We start from the raw sequence: 23,563 nt of genomic DNA, 5'->3' as shown, positions 1-23,563 counted from the left end.
TACTTTCTTATTTTTTGGAATTGTTTTCGTTGGTTTAATTGTTTAATGTTTAATCAGTTTTTAAAAAATCGTTAATAAGGCAAATAGTGGTTTTTTCTAAATCAGGGGATAAGGCATCTAGAATGATGGGCTTAATTTGATTTTTAAACCAAGTTTTTTGGCGTTTGGCATATTGCATAGTTTTTTGAATAATTAAGGTTTTGGCTTGATCTAAAGTTATTTTTCCTTCTAACAAAGCTTTAATTTCACGATAACCAATAATATTAAAATTGGCGTTTGGAAAATGAGTTTGAATTTGGTTAACTTCTTCTATAAAACCTTGTTTTAACATTTGTTCCAATCTTAAAATAACTCTTTTTTTCAAAATTTGTCTATCAATATCGAGATAAAAAATTAGCGAAGAATATAGAGGATTGTGTTTTTTATTTTTTTGTGACCTTAAAGTGCCTGCAAGTAAATCTTGATAAGCGCTTAGGATGCGACGAGGATTTTTTAAATCTAGGTTCGCAATTAATTGAGGATCTTTTTGTTTAATAAAATCAATCATATTTTCTATTGCAGGTAAAGAAGTAGGTGGCAAAAACAAAGATTTAGGAGTTAATTCATAATCAAAAAGAGCTGATTTAAGATAAAGCCCGCTACCACCCACAAATAAAGGAAGGGGCGTTTCTTCGATTTTTTTGCGGGCATCTTTTTGAAAATGATAAATACTGTAATTTGTTCCAGGAGCAAGAAAATCTAAAAGATGATGTTTAATTCCTTGGGCTTCTTCGAGAGTTATTTTAGCAGTTCCAATATCGTATTTTTGATACATTTGAAGAGAATCGCAATTAATTATTTCTAAATTAATTTTTTTAGCTATTTTAATAGAAAGGCTAGTTTTTCCTGAAGCGGTAGGACCTGTAATAGCGATTACTTTTTTCATAATTTTCCTTTATGAGGGTAGAAGTGTTTTGGGGTTATTAAATATTTTCCAAAATATAAAATCATTATAAATTTATATGGAAAAGTTATGTTTGGTATAATAATTTAATAATTTAAATAATTAAAAAACCAGAATAAAATAAAAAAATGCAAAGCGTTAAAAAACAAAAAAAATTAAAGTGATACAGAAGATAATTTTGATTCTTTTTCGCTTAGTTTTCATAAAACAAATTTTATTTCATTCTGATAAATTAATCTTTTCAATAGTTTTGTGAGGTTTAAGAGTGACAAGTAAACCGTTTAATTGTCTTTTTCCTTCGGCATTAGGTCTTGAAACAACACGATTTCCTAAAAAAGATTGAATTATAGGTTCTTTTTCTTTACCAATGACGCCGTCCTTGGCTCCTGTCATTCCTGCATCAGAAATATAAAGAGTATTGTGGGGAAAAAGGCGTTCGTCGTTAGTTTGGACATGAGTGTGAGTGCCTACAATAGCATCAATTCTACCATCAAAATAATGAGTTAAAGCAATTTTTTCACTAGTGGCTTCGGCATGAAAATCCAAAAAAGAAAAATCATATTTAGCTTTATTTTGTTCCAAAACATTATCAATAGTTTTGAAAGGGCAATGCAATTTGGAGTTAATAAAAACACGTCCTAAAGCATTCATAACTAAAATTTTTTTATCTTCGCAATCAATAATTTTATAACCTTGCCCTAATTGTTGGGTGTCATTGATGGGACGAATTACATTTGATTTGTCAATAAAATTTTTAATTTGTTTATTTTTCCAAACATGGTTTCCCATAGTCATCAAATCAACACCTAATTTTTGTAATTTTTTATAAATTTTAAAACTTAAACCTTTGCCATTATCAGCGTTTTCAGCATTGGCAATAATGAGGTTAGGTTTGTAAGTTTCTTTTAAAAAACCCACTTTTTCGGCAAAATAACTAATTCCTGGGTTTCCGTAAATATCTCCGATAAACATTATTTTCATGAATTAATTATCTCCTTTGGTGGATTATAATTTAGCCATTTCCACAGCTCTGGTTTCTCTTATAACAGTAACTTTGATAACACCATTGTAACTAATGTCTTTTTCAATTTGTTCTTTAATGGTGCGGGCAGTTTGGAAAATAAAATTGTCTGCGATTTTGTCTGGTTCAACGATAACACGAATTTCGCGCCCAGCTTGAATAGCATAAGATTTGGCAACTCCTTCTGTTGCATTAGCAATAGTTTCTAATTTGGTTAGTCTTTGGATGTAGTTTTCTACTGATTCTTTTCTGGCTCCTGGTCTAGCGGAAGACAAGGTGTCTGCTATTGCAACTAAAACAGCGATAATTGATTGGGGTTCTTGGTCTTCATGATGAGAGGCAATAGCGTCGATAACTTCTTTTTTTTCTTTGTATTTGGAAGCAATAAAAACGCCAATTTCTACGTGGCTTCCTTCCATTTCGTGGTCTAGAGCTTTACCGATGTCATGAAAAAGTCCTGCTCTTCTTGCAAGAATTTCGTTTTCGCCAATTTCAGAGGCAAGTTTACCAGCTAAAAAAGCTACTTCCAAAGAATGTTTCAAAACATTTTGACTGTAACTAATGCGGAAGTGCAGTTTTCCCAAAATTTTAATTAAGTCGGGGTGCACTTCGCCGATTTTAGTAATAAAAGCAGCTTCTTCGCCCATTTCTTTAATAAAATTGTCTACTTCTATGGTTGAAGTTTCTAAGGCTTTTTCGATGCGAGAAGGATGAATTCGCCCATCAGAGACCAAAAATTCTAAAGTTTTTTTGGCAATTTCTCTTCTAATCGGGTCAAAACTACTTAAAATAATGGTGCAAGGGGACTCATCAATAATTAAGTCTACTCCGGTTAAAACTTCCAAAGACTTAATATTTCTGCCTTGGCGCCCAATAATCCGTCCTTTCATATCTTCGTTAGGAATGTTAACAACGCTAATATTTTTTTCTCCTGTAATATCGCCAGCATATTTTTGCATGGCTAAAACTAAAAGAGTTTTGGCTTTTTTAGATGCTTCGCTTTTGGCTTTTTCTTCTTCTTGTTTAATATATGACATCATTTCATAAGTGGTTTGGTCTCTTGTTTCTTTCATTATGATTTGTCTGGCTTGATCTTGCGTTAAGGAAGCTATTTTTTCTAATTGTTGTTTTTGGGTGTTTAAAATTGTTTCTTGTTCTTTGATTTGTTGTTCTAGGTTTTTTTTAGTATGGCTAATTATTTGTTGTTCAGAATCTAAATGCTCTTCTCTTTTATTGAGGCTCTCAGTTCTGTTGTTAAGCAATTCTTCACGACGATTATTTTTGGATTCTAAATCAACAATTGTGTTGGTTCTTTGTTCTAAATCCAGTTCTAATTTTTGTCTTAAAGAAGTTATTTCTATTTTGGCATTACGCATCATTTCTTGTTCGCGTTGTTGCAAATCTTTTTCTTTTTCTTTTAGTTTGTTGTCAAATGCTTGTTTTTTTTCTTCTAATTTCTTTTGATTAAAAAAAGAATACAAAAAATAGCCGATAATTGATCCACAAATTAAAGCAAAGACAAAAAGGGAACAACCCATTACACAATGAGTTCGCCAATAATCACCTTTCATATCCTTGATACCTTTCTTTTGGGGGGGTTAACAAATGTAAAATCATTGTTTTACCTCTTTTTCTTTTTGAATTTAGTTTAATGATTTGTAATGCAAAACAAAAAATAAAAAAATAGGGGGAATTAGATTTTTTGATGCAATTTTGTCATTAAAACGATAAATAAGTTTGTTTTTTAAAATATTGATAATTAATTTAGAATTAATTTTGAATGGGGCGGGTTGGAAGTTTTATTATTTTTTTTAATTTGTTCAGTACAAAATTTCATCGTGAAATGAAAAAATAAAAATGTATAAATTGGGTTTAAAAAAAATAATAAAGTTTGGTTTGCGAAAAACAATTCAGCAAAAACCATGCAAAAAACAATGGTTCTGTGATGAATAGTGGCAAAAATAAAAAAACTGAAAAGCTAACCTTAAAAAGATTAGCTTTTGTAATGAAAAATATTTAATTATTATATATTATTATGTACTAGCAAAATATTTGAATTTATTAATATAATTAATAATCAAGCTTTTCTTTGTGATTGGTTTTTATTTTGCGAAAGGCTTTTGCTAACGGTGCTTGATAATTTATTAGAAAAAGTTTCTAGTGATTGAGATACTTTCGGAGATTTTATAACTTTTTCAACAATTTCTCCTGATTTTTCAATAAATACATCTTTCCAAGATTTTTTTTCTAAAATCGAAGGGGCTGGGTTTGGGTTTTGTGTTTCATCAGAAAATTGCATTTGTTCAATAACTTCATCAGAAGATGACCCTTGAGGAGATTCTTCTTCTAAAGAAAAAAATATAATAATAGGAATGGCAAGTAATATCACAATAAAAACGCTAGTAATAATGATTTGCTTGGAAGTAAATTTAAAAATAAAATGATATCCTTTGGTTGTTGAATAAAAATCATGCCAAAACTCAAAATATCAAAATAAAGAATAATAAATAATATAAATTGGATTTGAATGCATAATTTTTTAATTTTAATTTGGATTTAAAAATATAGATAATTTTAATAATTTAATTAATGAAATATATAAGATACTAAATAAAAAAAAATAGTATCCGTAAATATTATATAATAACTCAAAAAAGTATTTGCAAAATAATGTTAAAATAATGATTTAAAAATCTATCTTTTCATTTTTGATGTTGTTTTTGGAATTGTTATTTTCTTTTTTGCGAACTTCTAACAATTTTTGATAACGTTGCTCTAAGGTTTTTTCTTTTTTTTGAATATCTTCAATCACTTTGAGAACTTTTTCCAAAGCCGCTTTCAAATCATAAATAAAGACTTTATCAAAATTTTTCATCGCTTGTAGCACATTTTCAATACATTCAAGTTTTTCTTCGTTGTTTTGAACACTTTCGAAAATTTGAAAATAATAATCAACTGAATTAAGAATAGCAAGTAAAATCGAAGGACTTGTAATGATAACATTGCGTTTAAAAGCATATGATATTATTTCATGATCGCAATTAATTTGGGCAAAAATACTTTCAGAAGGAATAAACATAATGGCATAAGGGCAGTTGTCTTCTTTGCTGACGTATTTTTGAACTTCTTTAATTCTTTCTTTAACGTGAAATAAAAAGCGACTCTTTAATTCTGTTTGGTTGAAAGTGGCGTTAATATAGGCTAGAAAATCTGTGGTAGGAAACTTCGAATCAATAGGAATTTGAACAAATTTACCATAACCTTTACACATCACATCAACTTTAAGACGATTGCCGTTATTGTTTGTTTTTTTCATTAAATATTGTTTTTCAAAAACTAATTTATCTTTAAAATGAGAAACATTTTCCAAAACGCGTGCCAACAAAAATTCTCCAGCTTGTCCTGTTTTATCGTTTTGGCACAATAATTTATGAATGTTTTGCACTTCTTGAAAACCACTTGCATTTTGTTCTCTTAAAACTTTTAAAGAATTTTCCAGATTAATTGTTAAATGTTGGCGAGTATCTTTAATTTCTTTAGTTAAACTATCTTGACTTTGATGAGTTAAATTGTTAATTTTATCATCCAAACGACAAATAACCCTAGATTCTGACTCTAAAAAAGCTTGTTTCACAAAATCTTGGATATTGACTTGCGTTTTTTTCGGTTTGGCAACAAAAAAATAAATAATGAAAGTTACACCACCCAAAATAAGAATCAAAATAACGGATAAAGTTAAGATTAATAAAAAAACAATTTGATCTTGAGGCATTTATTTTGTTATTCCTTTTTCTTTTTTTCTTTTTTAATGTCTTTTAGCTTTTTGATGCATTAAAGTTGATATAAAAAAATACAAAAAATAAAAAACAAAACAAAAATAAAAAAAGGGTTATTATTGAGATTTGTTCTTTAAATATTTTTAATATTTATTTCTTATTTGAAAAACAAATAACATACATAAAATAAAAATTTGTAAAAATGTTTGGGACAAAAAAAATAAATATTAAAAATAAATATAAATGCCTAAGTGCTAAATTACTAAATTAAGGGAAATGGTGCAAAAAATAAAAGATAAACTGGCGTTTGAGAAGGGATTCGAACCCCCGACCGACGGCTTAGAAGGCCGTTGCTCTATCCAGCTGAGCTACTCAAACAAACATACAACAAATATTATACTATAAAATCATTGTTTTGGACAAAAAAAAGCAATTAAAGTAGTGAAGATAGTTTCTTTATTTAAATCCTCAAAGAAAAAACGATCCAAAAGTCATTAAATATCTATTAAATAAAAAAAGTTTGCACAAATACATAAAAAAAGTATATAATAATAATGTTGATTTTTAATTTCTAAATAATTTCTAAATAATTTCTAAATTAAAACAAAAAATACAAAATTTTTTAAAAATGTTTTCAAGAAAAAAATAATTTACAAATCACAAAAAACATTAACGAAAGACAAGTATTTTTATCCAACAAAACTAAGGTAGCCTTTTCAAACCTTATCATTCAACAATAAGAGACGAATTTGGTCAGGTCTTGATTGAAGCAGCCATAAGTTATTTTTATTGTGTGGAAGATAGGGTTTGAAAAGGTTATTTTTAATATAAAAGACCCAAAAAACAATTTTTAAAACAACAATTCAATGCATAAAATTAAAAAAACAAAAAAATAAATTTTTATTAATGAATTTTGGCAAAAATACTTTCGAAAAATAACAATTTCACAACTAAAAAATAAAGGAAAAGGAGCAATCATATGAATTTTTCATTTTTTCAAAAAGAAAAAGAATTTAAATTATTAACTAATATTTACAACTCTTTACAAGGAGAACCATTTTTAACCCAAGAAACAACATTAAAAGGAAAAGAAACCAAAGTAGAATTTTATTATTTGGATCAAAGCAAATATTATAGTACTCTTTTTCAATCACGCCAATTTGCTGTTTGGACTGCTGATAAAGGAGTGTGCCGCCTTTTGGTTGAAAAAAAATATTACGAAGAATTTGGAGCTTTTTATCAAAAAGATATAAACGATATGTGGCTAGATTTTATATGGCAGATTTTCCAAAAAGAAGCTACTTTAATCAAAACAATAAAATTTTTATTTGTGGCAGTTTTAGTGCCTATTTTATTAAATGCTTTTTTGCTTAGTGGACAAATTTCTGTTTGGTTAAGAATTCCTGCTTTTGTTGTATTGATATCTTCTTGTTTTTCTATGAATTATTGGATGAAAAACCAACAAAAAAAATTACACATATTTAGAGATAAAAAATTACAAGAAACATTGGACAAAATCCAAGAAACATTAGGAATAGAACTTTACGAATCATTAAAAGAAAAACAAAAACAATTCAATCCAACTTTTGTTGAACCCAAATCCGACCAAAATCCCAATGAAGACAGCTCCAAAAACAAAGACAACACAATAGACGAAATAAACTAATTAAATTAAACAAATGATAAATAAATGATTATAAAACCCAAAAAAACAATCAAGAAAGGTACTCAAATGATCTACGATAGCATTGTTATTGGAGCAGGACATGCAGGTGTTGAAGCTGCTTTAATATTGGCAAAAAAACATAATACTTTACTCATTACAGGCTCCTTAAAACAAGTTGCTTCCTTACCTTGCAATCCTTCTATAGGAGGTCCTGCCAAAGGTGTTGTAGTACGTGAAATAGATGCTTTAGGTGGTGTTATGGCAAAAGCTGCAGATCTTGCACAAATTCAGATCAAAATGCTTAACTCTTCCAAAGGTCCTGCAGTAAGAGCTTTAAGAGCTCAAATTGATAAATTAGAATATCCTCAAATTATTTTCGAAATATTACAAAAAACCCTCAATTTAACTCTATTGGAAGGGCTCGTAAACAATCTAGTCATCCAAAACAACCAAGTTCAAGGAGTCTGTCTTATTGATGGAACAAAAATTAATGCCAAAACTGTCATTATCACTACAGGAACTTATTTAGCAAGCCAAATTTTAATTGGAGATACCAAAAAATCCTCGGGACCTAATGGCGTTCCTACAACTTACGGTATCAGCACTCAATTAAAAGAATTAGGTTTTGAAGTTATTCGTTTAAAAACAGGCACACCACCAAGAGTTAAAAAAAACAGCATTGATTATAGCCAAACCAAAATACAAATGGGAGATAATTTAGAACAAATATTTAGTTTTGTTCCCCAAACAAATCAAAGACCCCAAGAACCATGTTTTTTAACTCACACCAACCAAACCACCCACCAAGTTATCCAAAAACATTTAAACCAATCAGCTATGTATGGAGGTTATGTTGAAGGCACAGGCCCTCGTTATTGCCCTTCTATCGAAGATAAAGTAGTAAGATTTTGTGATAAAAACAGTCATCAAATTTTTATTGAACCAGAAAGCCTATCTTTGGATGAAATGTATCTACAAGGACTTTCTACCAGCATGCCTCAACACGTTCAACACGAAATCCTTAAAACTATTCCAGGATTACAAAACGCCCAAATCACTAAATATGCTTATGCTATCGAATACGATGCTTTTAATCCCAACCAACTCAAACACAGTTTAGAGACTAAAAAAATCCAAAATCTCTTTTTAGCAGGACAAATGAACGGCACCAGCGGTTATGAAGAAGCTGCTTGTCAAGGGCTTATGGCAGGAATTAATGCTTCTTTAAAACTCCAAAATAAACCTCCTTTTGTGTTAAAAAGAAATGAAGCCTATATTGGTGTTTTGATCGATGATTTAATCACTAAGGGCGCCAAAGAACCGTACCGTCTTTTGACATCACGCGCGGAATTTCGTTTATTATTAAGACACGACAATGCCGATTTGCGCCTCAAAGATTACGGATATCAACTAGGTTTGATTGATGAAAAAGATTATAACAATTTTCAAAACAAAAAAGCTAAAATCAACCTTTTATTAGAAAAAAGCAAAAATTATGAAATTTTAGTTAATTCAGATAATCTATCTTATTTAAAACAACAAAAATCAGCTAGTCTTGGAGAAAAAACCACATTAGCACAACTACTAAAAAGACCAGAATTAAATTTTTGCACTTTACAACATTTTTTACAGGAAAAAGCAGATAAAACCATTTATGAACAAGTAGAAATACAAATCAAATACGAAGGTTATATTGCTAAAGCCCAAAAAGAAGCTCAAAAATTAGCAAGGTTAGAACAAAAAAAAATTCCTAGCAAAATCAATTACGCAGATATTAAAAATTTATCAAAAGAAGCTCAAGAAAAACTTGATTTAATCAAACCCCAAACTTTAGGACAAGCAACAAGAATATTAGGAGTCAATCAAGTTGATATTTCGATTTTATTAGTTTATTTGGAAAAACATCATGCTTTACTTTGAATCATTAAAAGACAAATTTGCACTCAACGAAAAGCAATTAAACAAGTTTGTTTTTTACTATGAATTTTTAAAACAAGAAAACCAAAAAATGAACCTTACTTCTATAATATCTTTATCTGATGTTTGCTATAAACATTTTTATGATTCTTTAATTTTAAAAGAAATATTTAACTTTAATACTGTAACTAATCTTTGTGATGTTGGCTCGGGTGCTGGCTTTCCTAGCTTTCCTTTAAAAATTCTTTTTCCTCATTTAAAAATTGTAATCATTGAATCATCTTTAAAAAAAATCAATTTCTTAAAACAATTAGCAAGCCATTTGGAATTAGATAATATATGTTTTTTTCACCAAAGAGTAGAACAATATGACATAGCCAAAAATGGCAGTTATGATTGTGTTGTTGCTCGCGCTTTGGCTAGACTGGAACTTATCTTAAAATGGTGTGTTCCTTTAGTGAAAAAAAAGGGTTATTTTATTGCTATGAAAGGTAAAAACTTTCAACAAGAATTAGAAGCTAGCAAAAAGATAATTAAGCAAATAAGAGTTAAATTAGTTAGTGCAAAAACATTGGAATTACCAATGCAATTAGGAACAAGAACTAATTTATTATTCCAAACCGAATAAAAAAGGTAATATAATAAAAAAAAGATCACGAATATTCGTGATCTTTTTTATTTTCTTTCTTGACCAAATAACCTTAGCAAAATTAACATTATTCTTAAAAAAATTTCAATTAAAGTTGTTGCAAAAGCCAAAGAAACTTGCCATTCATATTTTTTAGGCATTCCTTGTTTAATCATTTGTTCGGTGTAATCAAAATGAAGTGCTAAAAACATAGATACAAATCCTAACATAATTAAACTAATAGGAAGAGTTAAAAAGCTATTGTAAATAATATTTTCAATTGTCCAAATGCCGCATAAAGACAACACTAAACGAACTATATAAGAAACCACCAAAGCAAAATAACAATATAGCATAATTTGTCTAAATCTATTTGTTACTTTTATAAAACCTTTATAATAAGCATGGGACATTGCAACAAAGACGATAAAGGTTGCAAAAATAGCCATAAAGGCAATTTCAACTAAATTGGCATAAACTAAATTTAGAACAACAAAAATAATTGATAAAATTATTCCTTCTATAAAAGAATAAATTAATCCACAAGCTTTAGAAATTTCAACTTGTTTTAATCCTGCAGAATAAATACCATAATTTAAAAAACCTAACGCAATCATGGAAAAATAAATTGCATGAATATTTAGATTTTTTAATATCGCGGGTTTTAGAATTGGGTAAAAAAACATTGAAGTGATTGCTGTAACACATAAAAGCAAAATTGTTTTTAAAGCAATTCCTTTACGAGTAGCAATATTATTATAAGTAGTTGTTTCAAATAAAGAAAGAAAGTTATTTTTAATTTGGGTAAACGAATTATTTACTTTATTGGATTCCATCTAAACCACCTTTTTAAATTTTATTTATTATTAAAATTAAATTTATTTTATTATTCTTATTATTTAAAAAAATATTTACATCTTTTTTAACTTGCTTAATAAACAAGCACATATATATTTTACCTTTTTTTAAAATTAATTGGAAGATATTTTGCTTTTTTATTGCAAAAAATGACAAAAAGTGGTGTTTTTTTGGTTAGTGTTGTGAAATTTGATAATAAATAGCGTTTTTTTGGCACACAACTAATTTTTTTATAAGTGTTTAAAATGTCATTATTGCCAAATTTGCATCTTTTAGTTGAGTTGGGTTAGGTTTGTGGAGTTTTAAAAAGCGATAAAAAGGCAAAAGGGCAAAAAGGGGCAAAATACAAAATAAAAAATAGTTAAAAAAGATAAAAACCCACATTATGTGGGTTTTATTTATTAATAAGGTTGGGTATAATGAATTTTTAGTTAAGAAGTTTGGAAACTGATCCTGCACCAACTGTTTTTCCACCTTCACGAATAGAAAATTTAGTTCCTTCTTCGATAGCAATTGGGTTGTTAAGGGTAACTACTAATTCAGCGTTGTCACCTGGCATTACCATTTTAACATCACCTTGTAATTCAACTACTCCTGTAATATCTGTAGTACGGAAATAGAATTGAGGACGGTATTGAGAGAAAAAGGCAGTGTGACGTCCTCCTTCTTCTTTAGTTAAAACATAAACTTGAGCAACAAATTTAGAATGAGGCTTAACAGAACCTGGTTTAGCTAAAACTTGTCCACGTTGTACGTCTTCACGGTTAATTCCACGTAATAAAGCTCCAACGTTGTCTCCTGCTTGAGCAAAATCTAGGTCTTTTTTAAACATTTCTACTGCAGTTACAATAGTTTTTCTAGTTTCTTTAAGTCCTACGATTTCTACTTCATCACCAGCTTTTACTTGACCTCTTTCTACTCTACCAGTAACAACAGTTCCTCTACCAGTAATAGTGAAAACATCTTCTACAGGCATTAAGAAAGGTTTGTCAACTTCGCGCACCGGGTCTTCAATGTAGGTGTCTAGAGTTTCGATTAATTCGTTTACTTGAGCAACGTAATGAGCGTCACCTTCTAAAGCTTTTAATGCAGATCCTCTAATAACAGGAATGTCGTCTCCTGGGAAATCGTATTGAGATAATAATTCACGAACTTCCATTTCTACTAATTCTAAAATTTGTTCGTCTGGGGAAAGATCACATTTATTTAAGAAAACAACAATTTTTGGAACACCAACTTGGCGCGCTAATAAAATGTGTTCTCTAGTTTGAGGCATAACACTATCTGCACCAGAAACAACTAAAATAGCAGCATCCATTTGAGCAGCACCAGTAATCATGTTTTTAACATAATCGGCGTGTCCAGGACAGTCAACGTGAGCATAGTGACGTTTTTCTGTTTCATATTCTACGTGTGAAGTTTTAATAGTGATTCCACGTTCTCTTTCTTCAGGAGCATTATCAATTTGATCATAAGCTCTACTTTTAGCCAAGCCACGAGTAGACAAAACTTGGGTAATAGCTGCTGTAAGAGTAGTTTTACCGTGGTCTACGTGTCCAATAGTACCTACATTTAAATGCGGTTTGTTTCGTATAAATTTTTCATTAGCCATTTTTCAAAGGCCTCCTTTTATTATGTTTTAAGGTTTGTTTTAATAAATATATTTACCATTTAAATTTTAACTTATTTTTGGCTTTTCACAACTATTTTGTTAATAAAAATGTTTTTTAGTGTAAGGTTGTCTAAGCTCGTTTTTTAATAATTTCTTCAGTGATGCTTTTAGGAGCTTTTTCATATTTAGCAAATTGCATAATAAAAGTAGCTCTTCCTTGAGTATTGGAACGCAAAACAGTAGCATATCCAAACATTTCAGAAAGGGGAACAAACGCTCTAATAGCAACAGCGTTGGCCCGTGATTCTTGGTTTTCTAATCTACCTCTTCTAGAAGTTAGATCACCAATAACATTTCCTACATAATCGTTGGGAGTAACTACTTCAACGTCCATAATAGGTTCTAAAATGACTGGGTTTCCTTTGGTTTTGGTTTCTTTTAATGCCATGGAAGCAGCAATTTTAAAAGCCATTTCGGAAGAATCGACATCATGGTAAGAGCCATCAAATAAAGTTGCTTTAACATCAATAATTTGATATCCAGCTAAAATACCACCAGCAAGAGCTTCTTGAATTCCTTTTTGAACTGCAGGAACGTATTCACGAGGAACTACACCACCTACAATTTTATTAACGAATTCAAAACCTTTTCCAGGATTTGGTTCAAAACGCATCCACACATGTCCGTATTGTCCACGACCACCTGATTGACGAATGAATTTTCCTTCTGTCTCAATTTCTTGGGTGATTGTTTCGCGGTATGCTACTTGAGGTTCTGTAACATTTGCTTGTACTTTGAATTCTCTTTTAAGACGTTCAATAATGATATCTAAATGAAGTTCACCCATTCCAGCAATAATAGTTTGCCCGGTTTCATGATTGGAAAAAACCTTAAATGTAGGGTCTTCTTCAGCTAATTTTGCAAGGGCAATACCCATTTTATCTTGGTCAGCTTTAGTTTTTGGTTCTACTGCAATTTCAATTACTGGTTCTGGGAAATTCATTGATTCTAAGACGATGGTTTGTCCTTCTGATGCTAAAGTGTCTCCTGTAGTAGTTGCTTTTAATCCTACAACTGCTAAAATATCGCCTGTGTAGGCTTCTTTTACTTCTTCACGAGAATTAGCATGCATTTGTAATAAGCGTCCAAAACGTTCTTTGGTTCCTTTAGTAGTGTTAGTTACGTAAGAACCAGCTTTAACTGAACCTGAATAGATACGGAAAAAGGTTAATTTTCCTACATAAGGATCGGTCATCACTTTGAAAGCTAGAGCTATGAAGTGTTCTTCATCTAATCCGGTGCGCACAATTTCTTGGTTGTCAGAATCAAAACCAACAATAGCTGCAACATCACAAGGAGCAGGAAGGTAGTCAACAATAGCGTCTAACATTTTAACAACACCCTTATTTTTGAAAGAAGAACCGCAAAGAACTGGGAAAAAGGAAGCTTGTAAGGTTGCTTTTCTAATGGAATTTTTCAACATTTCAGAAGAGATTGGTTTTTCTTCTAAATAATACATCATTAATTCTTCGTCTAGGGTAGATAAAGTTTCTATTAATTCGTTTCTTTTAGTTTGGGTAATTGATTCTAAATCGCTAGGAATAGGAACTACTTTTCCTGTTTCTGGGGAAGTGTTATCATATTCAAAAGCATTCATTTCTACTAAATCAATGATACCATTAAAGTCATTTTCTGAGCCAATTGGCCATTGAATAGCGCTTGCATGAACTCCTAAGCGTTGTTTAAGGGTTTCAATTGCATAAGCAAAATCAGCGCCTACTTTATCCATTTTGTTAACAAAAATAACTCTTGGGACTTTATATTCACTAGCTTGGCGCCAAACAGTTTCAGTTTGTGGTTCTACTCCTGCCTGAGCATCAATAACTGTTACTGCTCCATCCAAAACTCTAAGAGAGCGCGAAACTTCCACCGTAAAATCAACGTGTCCGGGAGTGTCAATAATATTGATACGGTGGTCTTTCCAAAAAGCAGTAGTAGCAGCAGAGGTGATAGTGATTCCTCTTTCTTGTTCTTGTTCCATCCAATCCATCTGAGAAGCGCCATCATGGGTTTCTCCGATTTTATGAATTTTTCCGGTGTGGAACAAAATTCTTTCTGTAGTGGTGGTTTTTCCTGCATCAATATGAGCAATAATGCCAATATTACGAGTTTTTTCTAATGAAAACTGACGTGCCATCTTTTATTCTCCTATAAGTTACAATCACCAACGATAATGAGCAAAGGCTTTATTAGCTTCTGCCATGCGATGCGTTTCTTCTCTTTTTTTAACTAATACTCCGTTACCTAAAGAAGCATCTACTATTTCTTTGGCAAGTCTTTCTTCCATTGTTTTTTCATTACTTTCTTTAGTGTATTTAACAATCCATCTTAATCCTAAAGACTGGCGTCTTTCGGGACGAACTTCGGAAGGCACTTGGTAATTTTGACCACCCACACGACGCGTGCGTACTTCTAATACAGGCATAATATTGTTTAGGGCTTCATGAAAAACTTCAATAGGCTCGCGGTTAGTGATAGTTTTTACTTGTTTTAAAGCTTGATAAAAAATAGTTTGAGCTTTGCCTTTTTTGCCGTCTTCCATAATGATGTTAATGATTTTAGTAACTAATTTAGAATTGTAAACAGGATCTGGCTGTACATCTCTTTTTTTAATATGACCTTTACGGGACACAAAAATTCACCTACTTTCTTTATTTTATTTATTTTTTTGGGGATTTGTGATTTTTTTATTATTTATTTTTTATTCTTTGTAATTGTAATTATTTTTTTTCTTTAGGTAATTTAGAGCCGTACTTAGAACGCCCTTGTTTGCGGTTAGCAACACCAGTAGCATCTAGAGCACCACGAACGATATGATAACGCACACCAGGAAGGTCTTTTACGCGTCCGCCACGAACTAAAACAGAGCTATGTTCTTGTAAGGAGTGTCCCACGCCTGGAATGTAGGCAGTTACTTCAGAACCATTACTTAGGCGCACTCTTGCAAATTTACGTAAAGCTGAGTTTGGTTTTTTTGGAGTCATGGTAGTTACACGCAGACAAACACCCATTTTTTGAGGAGAACTGTAATGTTTAGCTTTTTTTTGCAAAACATTAAAACCGTAACTTAGAGCAGGTGCTTTAGTTTTGGAAGTTTTACTGCTACGACGTTTTTTGATTAATTGAGAAACAGTAGACATTTTTTATTTCCTTTCTTTTTTTAATTTTGGTTAGTTTTTTCAGCAAGTTCAGAAGTGGTTGCAGGTTCTTTTGGATATTTAAATAAAGTAGTTTCTAAAATACCTGTTCCTGCAGGAATTAAGCCACCAATAATAACATTTTCTTTAAGTCCGTAAAGATGGTCGGTTTTTCCTTTGATGGCAGCATCGATTAGAATTTTAGTAGTTTCTTGGAAAGATGCAGCTGACAGTAAAGAATCACTTCTTAAAGAAGAACGCGTAATTCCTAAAATAATGGGGCGCCCCACTGCTAAAAGTTTGTTTTCTTCTAACATTTTTAAATTAGCTTTTTTAAAGTTATTAATAGTAATTTCTGTGCCAGGTAAAAGTTGAGTATCACCTTCATCAATAATTAAAATTTGTTTAAACATTTGGTGAATAATAATTTCGATGTGTTTGTCGCTGATATAAACATTTTGGGCACGATAAACTTTTTGTACTTCTTCTAAGATGTATTTTTGAGCCTCTGTTGTGCCTGCCACTCTTAAAAGTTCTTTTAGATCAACCGAACCAGAAGTTAGTTTTTGACCGGGATAAACACTGTTGTTTTTGCTTACTAAAATATCGACATTAGGTTCCAAAATATAACGGTGCTCTGTGTCAGGGTCATTTTCTTCTGTGATTACAATTTCTGGATTTTGGGAACGGATTTTATCAATTTTTTTGATTTTTCCTTTTAATTCGCTGATTAGCGCTTTTCCTTTAGGTTTGCGTACTTCAAATAATTCTTCGATCCTTGGAAGACCTTGAGTAATATCTGAGGCAGAAGCAACTCCTCCAGTATGGAAAGTTCTCATAGTTAATTGAGTTCCTGGTTCCCCAATGGATTGAGCAGCAATAACACCAACAGCTTCGCCAATTTCTACTAATTTATTGGTAGCTAGATTGACGCCGTAGTCTTTGGCGCAAATACCATATTCACAATTACAAGTTAAAATGCTTCTAATAGGAACTTTTTTAATTTTGGCAGTAATAATTTCTTGGGCTTTGGACTCAGTAATTAATTCATTGCGCGCTATAATAAGGGCGTTGGTTTTGGGATGACAAATGTCGCAACTAGCAAAGCGTCCCATAATGCGTTGTTTGAGTGAAACAATTTCTTTGCCGTCGCTAATCATAGCTTCTACAACAAAACCGCGGTCACTATTGCAGTCTTCTTTGATAACAACAATATCTTGAGTTACGTCAACTAAACGACGCGTTAGATAACCTGACTCGGCTGTTTTGAGGGCAGTGTCAGTTGAACCTTTACGGGCTCCGTGAGTAGAGATGAAAAACTCAGAAACTTTCAGACCTTCTCGGAAAGAAGCTTTAACAGGGACTTCAATAATTTCACCTTTAGGGTTATTCATTAACCCTCTCATCCCTGCTAATTGAGTAAAGTTAGAAACACTACCACGTGCGCCACTTTCGCTCATCATAAAAATGTGGTTGTCTTGTTGAAATTCTTTCATCAAGCCTTCTTGAATTTCATCACGAATATTTTTCCATTCGTTAATTACTAAACGACGACGTTCGGCATCTGTTAAAAAACCATCGTTGTACCAAGTCTCAATTTGAATATTGCGTGCTTCTACTTCTTGTAACAATTCTTGTTTATTGGAGTAAGTATTGATGTCTGCAAATGAAACTGTAATTCCTGCGATAGTAGAATACTTGAAACCTAAGTTTTTGATGTGATCTAACATTTTGGAAGTTTCTGTAATTTTCATTTGTTTGAAAAAACATGCAATAATCATAGATAGGAATTTTTTGTTAAAAGGTTTAGGGGTGGGAAGTTTTTTTAGGAATTGTTTGGGGTTGGTTCCTGGAGCTAAAAAATAAGCATCAGGGGTTTTGACATCCAAATTAAACTGAGTTGGTTCGTTAATGTAGGGGAAACTTGGAGGCAAAATGTCATTAAAAATTAATTTTCCTAAAGTAGTCATTAAATATTTTTGACGTTGTTCTTCGGTAAATGATAAATTAATTGCTTGTGGTTTGATAAAAATTCTTGTGTGAAGGTGGATTTCTTTATTTTGATAAGCGGTTTTGGCTTCGTTGATGTCAGCAAAAAAAGCTCCTTCATTGCGATGTTTGTATTGGTGTTCTGCAGTTCTTTGGGCAGCATCATAGCTGTTTATAGTGCGATCTTTTTTTTCTTCAATGGTTAAATAGTAGTTTCCTAAAACCATATCTTGGGAAGGTGTTACTACTGGATTACCATTTTTAGGGTCTAAAATGTTGTTCGAAACAAGCATCAATAAGCGTGCTTCGGCTTGGGCTTCTAAAGAAAGAGGGACATAAATTGCCATCTGGTCGCCATCAAAATCGGCATTAAAGGCAGGCGTAACTAAAGGGTGGAGGCGAATGGCTTTACCGTCAATTAATTTAGGATCAAAAGCTTGAATTCCTAAACGGTGTAGTGTTGGGGCGCGGTTTAAAAGGACCGGGTGTTCTTTGACTACTTCTTCTAAGGCGTTCCAAACTTCTTCATTCATTTTTTCATAAATGGTGTTGGCGTTTTTTTTGTCAATTCCTTTGGTTTCTTGTAGTTTTTTCAAAATGAAAGGTTTGAACAAAATAATTGCCATTTCACGAGGCACACCGCATTGGTGCATTTCTAAATCAGGACCTACAATAATTACGGATCGTCCCGAATAATCCACTCTTTTACCTAAAAGATTTTGACGGAAACGCCCTTGTTTACCGCGTAGCATTTCGGATAAAGATTTAAGCGGGCGATTTTTTTCGACGTTGTTAACGTTTTTTTTGCTAGTTTTGGCATTATCAAATAAAGCATCAACTGCTTCTTGTAGCATTCTTTTTTCATTTTTAATGATTAAACGAGGAGCTTTTTGGAGCATTTGTTTTTTTAAACGATTGTTGCGATTAAGGATGCGGCGGTAAAGATCGTTGACTTCAGTAGTGGCAAAACGACCACCATCTAAAGGAACCATCGGTCTTAATCCCGGAGGCAATACAGGAATAACATCCATTACCATCCATTCAGGTTTGTTGTCTGATTGATGAAAAGATTCGATGATTTCTAGTCTTTTAATAATGCTTTCTCTTTTTTGTTTGGAATTTTCCGATAAAGATTTGCGAAGGACTTTGATAGTTTTTTCTAAATTGAGATTTTCTAGTAATTTTTTAACCGCTTCGGCACCTGTTAAAGCTACAAAAGCGTTTCCAAATTCATAAAGAGCTTCACTGTATTGGGTTTCTGTAATAATTTCTTTAGGTTTGAATTCGGTTTTTCCAGGATCAATTACAACGTAAGAAACATAATAAACTATTTCTTCTAATTGTTTAGTTTTGATGTTTAAAAGAATAGCTAAACGGCTGGGAGAAGAGTTAAGGTACCAAGTGTGGACGATGGGGGTTTGTAATTCGATGTGTCCCATTCTTTCACGACGCACTTTGGTTTCGGTAAATTCAACTCCACATTTGTTACAAAATTGACTTTTGATGCTGACTTGTTTTTTAGAACAAGCACATTGGAAATCAACTACTGGACCAAAAATCTTTTGACAAAATAATCCTGATATCTCTGGTTTATAGGTGCGATAGTTAATTGTTTCGTAGCTAGTAACCTCACCATAAGACCACTGTCTGATTTCTTCAGGAGCAGCTAGACGGATTTTAAAATAATCATAATCTCTACTACCGTATTCTTTGTCAGATGAAATAGAAGGGAAGTGGTTGTATAACTTAAATAGGTCGTTTAATTTTTGAAAAGCAAGGGGATTGGTTTCAAATGCTTTTGTAAGGACAGCCATTTTAGTTTGTAAAAGATCTTGAAAATCTTCCATTCCTAGTTCAGTAAGAATGTTAATAACGGCTTCACTCAAATCTAGATTTTGTAAATTGCGAGGTAGGGCGAAGTTTTTGAGGATAGGTAAAACTTCTAAAAAAGCTTCTTGCAGTAAAAGCCTTAACTCTTCTAAAGTAAAAGTGTTAAAATCTTCCAAAGTATTGATTCCAGAAAGTTTTAATTTTTCTAAAACTGGAGATGAAAGATTTAAAGTTTCTACTGAAGTAAATAATCTGTTATCACTCATCTTTAATTATAACCTTCCTTTTTGTAATCAATTAAGGATTTATTAACTTCATTTTCTTTAGTATCGGTTTTGATTAGTTCTACATACAATCCTAAAGATTGTAATTCTTTAATGAAAACTCGGAAACTTTCAGGAATGCTTGGTTTAGGCAGTGGAGTTCCTTGCACGATGGCACTGTAAGTTTTGTTTCTACCTACAATATCATCACTTTTAACTGTTAAAATTTCTTGTAAGGTATGAGCAGCTCCATAAGCATAAAGCGCCCATACTTCCATTTCACCGAAGCGTTGTCCACCGTTTTGGACTTTTCCTCCCATAGGTTGTTGGGTCACTAAAGTGTATGGTCCTACGTTTCTGGCATGGAGTTTGTCATCTACCATGTGAGATAATTTAACCATATACATAACTCCTACAGAAATACGACTGTCATAAGGTTCGCCGGTGCGTCCGTCATATAAAACCATTTTGCCATCAGGATCTAAATTGGCTTCTTTCATGATTTCTTTAAGGTCGTAGTCATTAACGCCGTCAAAAACAGGAGTTGCCACTTTGATGCCTAATTTTTTGGCAGCCATTCCTAAATGGATTTCTAAAATTTGTCCAATGTTCATCCTACTAGGAACTCCTAAAGGATTTAACATGATATCAATTGGGGTGCCGTCTGCCATATAAGGAAGGTCTTCTTTAGGTAAGATGCGAGAAATTACACCTTTGTTTCCGTGGCGTCCTGCCATTTTGTCGCCTTCGTTGATTTTACGTTTTTTAGCGATGAAAACACGGATGTTTTCGTTGACACCAGCAGGAAGAACATCACCGTTTTTTCTGGAGAAATAATGAACACTTTGAACGATCCCCCCTTCACCAAAAGGAACCCTTAAAGAAGAGTCTTTGTATTCGCGGGCTTTTTCACCAATTACAATTTGAATTAATTTTTCAGAAGGGGAAGGTTCAATGTTTCCTTGAGGAGTTATTTTACCTACTAAAATATCTCCTTCTTTAACTTCGGAACCAGGAATAATAATTCCTCTTTCGTCAAGGTTTTTAATAGCATCAACGCCCACGTTGGGAACTTCTCTAGTGATTTCTTCTTGACCGCTACCTTTTTTTAATTCTCTAGTTTGAACTTCGTATTTATCAATGTGGATGGAAGTGTAGACATCGTGTTTGACTAATTCTTCTGACATAATGATGGCATCTTCATAGTTGTAACCTTCCCAAGTCATAAAAGCCACTGTAACATTTCTGCCAAGTGCTAATTCGCCTTGAGATGTAGAAGGTCCACTTACTAAAATATCGCCTTCATTGATTTGTTCTCCCAAAACTACAATCGGTTTTTGCAATACTAAAGTGTCTTGGTTGGATTTGGCAAAATTGATGAGGGTGTATTCGGCTTGGTGTTCTTTGTAGTTGTTCTCGTATAAAGCCTTGGCTTGGGCGTAGGTAAATTCTTGGGTAGTATCGTAAAGGGTTTTGCCATTTAATGAAACATTTTGGTTGGGTTTTTTAGTGATAATTATTTTTTGAGCATCAACATAAGTAACAAATCCTGATTCGCGGGCAATAATTAAGCAACCTGAGTCTTTGGCAGCGCGATATTCAACACCTGTTCCTACAATAGGAGATTCAGGGATTAATAAAGGGACTGCTTGACGTTGCATGTTGGCTCCCATTAAAGCTCTGGAAGCGTCGTTGTGTTCTAAAAAGGGGATCGAAGAAGTTGCAACAGAGACAATTTGTTTAGGAGAAACGTCAGCATATGTTATTTGGCTTCTTTCAAAAATGCCTGTTTCACCGTTGCTACGAGCAATTATTTTTTTGTCTTTAAAAGCATTATTGGCATCCAAAACAAACCCAGCTGAGGCAATAATTTCTTCTTTTTCTTGGTCAGCTGTTAAATAATCTATGTGGCGCGAAAGGGTAGTTTTCCCGTCTTGGTGCAAAACCTTAAAGAAAGGAGTTTGGATAAAACCGTACTTATTGACTTTGGCATAAGTGGAAAGGGATGTGATAAGTCCGATGGAAGGTCCTTCAGGAGTTTCAATGGGGCATAATCTGCCGTAGTGGGAATTGTGCACGTCGCGCACTTCAATGCCTGCACGATCACGATTAATTCCTCCGATACCTAAAGCTGATACCCTTCTTTTTTGGGTTAATTCTGCTAAAGGATTGATTTGATCCATGAATTGCGATAAGCGTGAACTTGTGAAAAAAGTTTTGATTACACTCATTAAAAAAGTAAAATTAACTAGGTCGCCTGGACCGTTAACTTCGCTGAATTTGCTAGTGGAAATCATATCTTTGATATTTTTTTCAGCTCTGGTAAGACCAATTCGGAATTGGTTTTTTAACAATTCTCCAATTAATCTTAAACGACGATTCCCTAAATGATCAATATCATCAACAGTGCCTACGTTTTCATAAAGATTCAAATAATAATTAATACTTGCAATAACATCTGATAAAGTGATGTGTTTTTTGGTTTCTCTTTGGTCGTTTCCAATAAGTTTGACTTTGTGATATAGCTTGCCTGATTCGTCTTTTGAAGTATAGACTTCTAAAATTTCGTTAAAAACTCCTTGACGGTCTGCTTCTTTTTGATAAATATCTTTAGTTCCTAAGAAAAATTTAGATACTTTTTCATCAAGAGTGTGAATATTGTGTCTTAAATGATTGATAATATCGTCGTTAACTAAAGTATCTTTAGCTACTAAAACTTCACCAGTGCGAGAGTTGATGATGTTAGTTTTGGTGAATAATTCGTTTTTTTGGGGGTCTTTTTTATATGCTAAAATCTCTTCATCAGTTTCGTTTTCTAAATTATGTTTAGAGTCGAAGATTTCTTGGAGCAAAAAATGACGATTTTGTTTCAGGATTGCAATTTTTTCTTTGGTTAAAAGTTCGTCTTGTGCAATTATTATTTCTTGAGTTTCGGGATTGACAAAATCACAAGCTAAATAAGTGTTTTCAGCTCGGGTAAGAACGTCTAGTTTTTTGTTAAATTTGTATCTTCCCACTTTAGCCAGGTCGTATTTTTTTTGATCAAAAAGTCTTGTTCTGATAAAATCTCTAGCAGTGTCGACAGGAACTTTTTCGCCTTGACGGATTTTAGAATACAGTTCTACCAAAGCATTGTCTGAGTCCATATCAGTTTCTTTATCAAAAACAGAATCAATGATAGCGCTTTTGCCAAAGACATTTTCGATTGCTTCTTTGCTGTCAAAACCTAGAGCATAAATAAAATTAGACAAGGGGATTTTTTTGGAACGATCTAGTTTGGCATACAAAATTTCTTTAGAGCCTTCTTCGTATTCAATCCAAGCACCACGTGAAGGAATTACTTGTCCAGAATAAGTGGTTCTGTTGAGTTTGCTGTCAAAATTACCTGCAAAATACACACTAGCGGAACGTACAATTTGAGAAACTACTACTCTTTCAGTGCCGTTGATAACAAAAGTCCCAGTGGGAGTCATTAGAGGCAATTCAGTAAGTAAAATATTGCTTTGTTTAGTTTCGCCAGTTAAAACATTTTCTAAAGTAGTTTTGACAAATAATTGGGCAACATAACTTATATCTTTAATTTTAGTTTCTTCAATGCTATATTTTGGGGGTGCTAAAAAATAATCATCAAAGTGAATTTTTAAATCCCCATTATAACTTTCAATAGGACAAAAATCCTGCAACAATTCTTTAATACCGTGTTTTAAAAACCAATCAAAAGATTGGTTTTGAATTTCAATTAAATTGGGCAAATCAACATCATAAATTGTTTTAGAATAATTACGACGTTGTGCTTTTTTGCCATATTTGACATTATGATAACCCATCTTATGCTCCTATAAATTATTAATTGGTAGTTTGTT

15 protein-coding genes, 1 tRNA gene and 1 other RNA gene are annotated in these 23,563 nt (G+C 32.3%); 4 read left to right on the top strand and 13 right to left on the bottom strand.

The window, feature by feature from the left end; translation table 11 throughout:
- Window positions 1–49: 49 nt before the first annotated feature.
- The 6 genes from miaA to QN326_RS02120 all read right to left on the bottom strand — a co-directional run bounded on the left by miaA (window position 50) and on the right by QN326_RS02120 (window position 6,118).
- On the bottom strand, window positions 50–925 hold the full coding sequence (miaA, locus tag QN326_RS02145) for a tRNA (adenosine(37)-N6)-dimethylallyltransferase MiaA (RefSeq protein ID WP_069028239.1): 876 nt from the start codon (window positions 923–925) through the stop codon (window positions 50–52).
- Between the two features lie 237 nt (window positions 926–1,162).
- Complete coding sequence (locus QN326_RS02140) at window positions 1,163–1,924, bottom strand: TIGR00282 family metallophosphoesterase (protein WP_034172400.1); 762 nt, start codon at window positions 1,922–1,924, stop codon at window positions 1,163–1,165.
- A gap of 24 nt (window positions 1,925–1,948) precedes the next feature.
- Window positions 1,949–3,535, bottom strand: a complete 1,587-nt coding sequence (gene rny / locus QN326_RS02135; RefSeq protein WP_342386776.1) for a ribonuclease Y — start codon at window positions 3,533–3,535, stop codon at window positions 1,949–1,951.
- A 506-nt stretch (window positions 3,536–4,041) separates the two neighbouring features.
- Entirely contained in the window at window positions 4,042–4,353 is a 312-nt protein-coding gene (locus tag QN326_RS02130) for a hypothetical protein (protein WP_342386775.1), read from the bottom strand.
- Between the two features lie 297 nt (window positions 4,354–4,650).
- The gene (locus QN326_RS02125; protein ID WP_034172060.1) at window positions 4,651–5,736 is read right to left on the bottom strand and encodes a DNA recombination protein RmuC; all 1,086 of its coding nucleotides are present in this window, start codon (window positions 5,734–5,736) and stop codon (window positions 4,651–4,653) included.
- 305 nt (window positions 5,737–6,041) lie between these two features.
- Window positions 6,042–6,118 (bottom strand) — tRNA-Arg (locus QN326_RS02120).
- Between the two features lie 341 nt (window positions 6,119–6,459).
- On the opposite strand from QN326_RS02120, the gene ffs reads away from it, so the two are divergent.
- From ffs to rsmG, 4 genes are all read left to right on the top strand, one after another.
- Window positions 6,460–6,551: signal recognition particle sRNA small type (gene ffs / locus QN326_RS02115), an RNA gene on the top strand.
- Window positions 6,552–6,719: 168 nt separating this feature from the next.
- Entirely contained in the window at window positions 6,720–7,406 is a 687-nt protein-coding gene (locus tag QN326_RS02110; protein ID WP_342386774.1) for a hypothetical protein, read from the top strand.
- Between the two features lie 66 nt (window positions 7,407–7,472).
- Window positions 7,473–9,326 carry a tRNA uridine-5-carboxymethylaminomethyl(34) synthesis enzyme MnmG gene (gene mnmG, locus QN326_RS02105; protein ID WP_011160642.1) on the top strand — a complete coding sequence of 618 codons (1,854 nt, stop codon included), beginning with the start codon at window positions 7,473–7,475 and terminating at the stop codon, window positions 9,324–9,326.
- Window positions 9,313–9,951: a 16S rRNA (guanine(527)-N(7))-methyltransferase RsmG gene (rsmG, locus tag QN326_RS02100; protein ID WP_034172397.1), complete on the top strand. Its 639-nt coding sequence runs from the start codon at window positions 9,313–9,315 to the stop codon at window positions 9,949–9,951. Before mnmG ends, rsmG begins: the two co-directional genes overlap by 14 nt.
- Before the next feature lie 47 nt (window positions 9,952–9,998).
- Here the strand turns inward: rsmG and QN326_RS02095 are convergent, their stop codons facing one another.
- The 7 genes from QN326_RS02095 to QN326_RS02065 all read right to left on the bottom strand — a co-directional run bounded on the left by QN326_RS02095 (window position 9,999) and on the right by QN326_RS02065 (window position 23,527).
- A complete protein-coding gene (locus QN326_RS02095) occupies window positions 9,999–10,787 on the bottom strand; it encodes a Bax inhibitor-1/YccA family protein (protein WP_342386773.1) in 789 nt (262 codons plus the stop codon).
- A 449-nt stretch (window positions 10,788–11,236) separates the two neighbouring features.
- A complete protein-coding gene (tuf, locus tag QN326_RS02090) occupies window positions 11,237–12,421 on the bottom strand; it encodes an elongation factor Tu (protein WP_011160639.1) in 1,185 nt (394 codons plus the stop codon).
- A 130-nt stretch (window positions 12,422–12,551) separates the two neighbouring features.
- Window positions 12,552–14,618, bottom strand: a complete 2,067-nt coding sequence (gene fusA, locus QN326_RS02085) for an elongation factor G (protein WP_342386772.1) — start codon at window positions 14,616–14,618, stop codon at window positions 12,552–12,554.
- 24 nt (window positions 14,619–14,642) lie between these two features.
- Window positions 14,643–15,113 carry a 30S ribosomal protein S7 gene (rpsG, locus tag QN326_RS02080; RefSeq protein ID WP_034172143.1) on the bottom strand — a complete coding sequence of 157 codons (471 nt, stop codon included), beginning with the start codon at window positions 15,111–15,113 and terminating at the stop codon, window positions 14,643–14,645.
- A gap of 88 nt (window positions 15,114–15,201) precedes the next feature.
- Window positions 15,202–15,621 (bottom strand): 30S ribosomal protein S12, encoded by a 420-nt coding sequence (rpsL, locus tag QN326_RS02075; protein WP_011160636.1) that lies wholly within the window; start codon window positions 15,619–15,621, stop codon window positions 15,202–15,204.
- Window positions 15,622–15,641: 20 nt separating this feature from the next.
- Window positions 15,642–19,703 carry a DNA-directed RNA polymerase subunit beta' gene (gene rpoC, locus QN326_RS02070; protein WP_011160635.1) on the bottom strand — a complete coding sequence of 1,354 codons (4,062 nt, stop codon included), beginning with the start codon at window positions 19,701–19,703 and terminating at the stop codon, window positions 15,642–15,644.
- A 2-nt stretch (window positions 19,704–19,705) separates the two neighbouring features.
- Window positions 19,706–23,527 (bottom strand): DNA-directed RNA polymerase subunit beta, encoded by a 3,822-nt coding sequence (locus QN326_RS02065; protein WP_342386771.1) that lies wholly within the window; start codon window positions 23,525–23,527, stop codon window positions 19,706–19,708.
- Window positions 23,528–23,563 lie beyond the last annotated feature (36 nt).

It is taken from the genome of Candidatus Phytoplasma asteris, from assembly GCF_038505995.1.
Lineage (GTDB): Bacteria > Bacillota_I > Bacilli_A > Acholeplasmatales > Acholeplasmataceae > Phytoplasma > Phytoplasma asteris.
The sequence above is the reverse complement of the archived record's forward strand: the minus strand, read 5'-3'. Positions and strand labels throughout refer to the sequence as shown.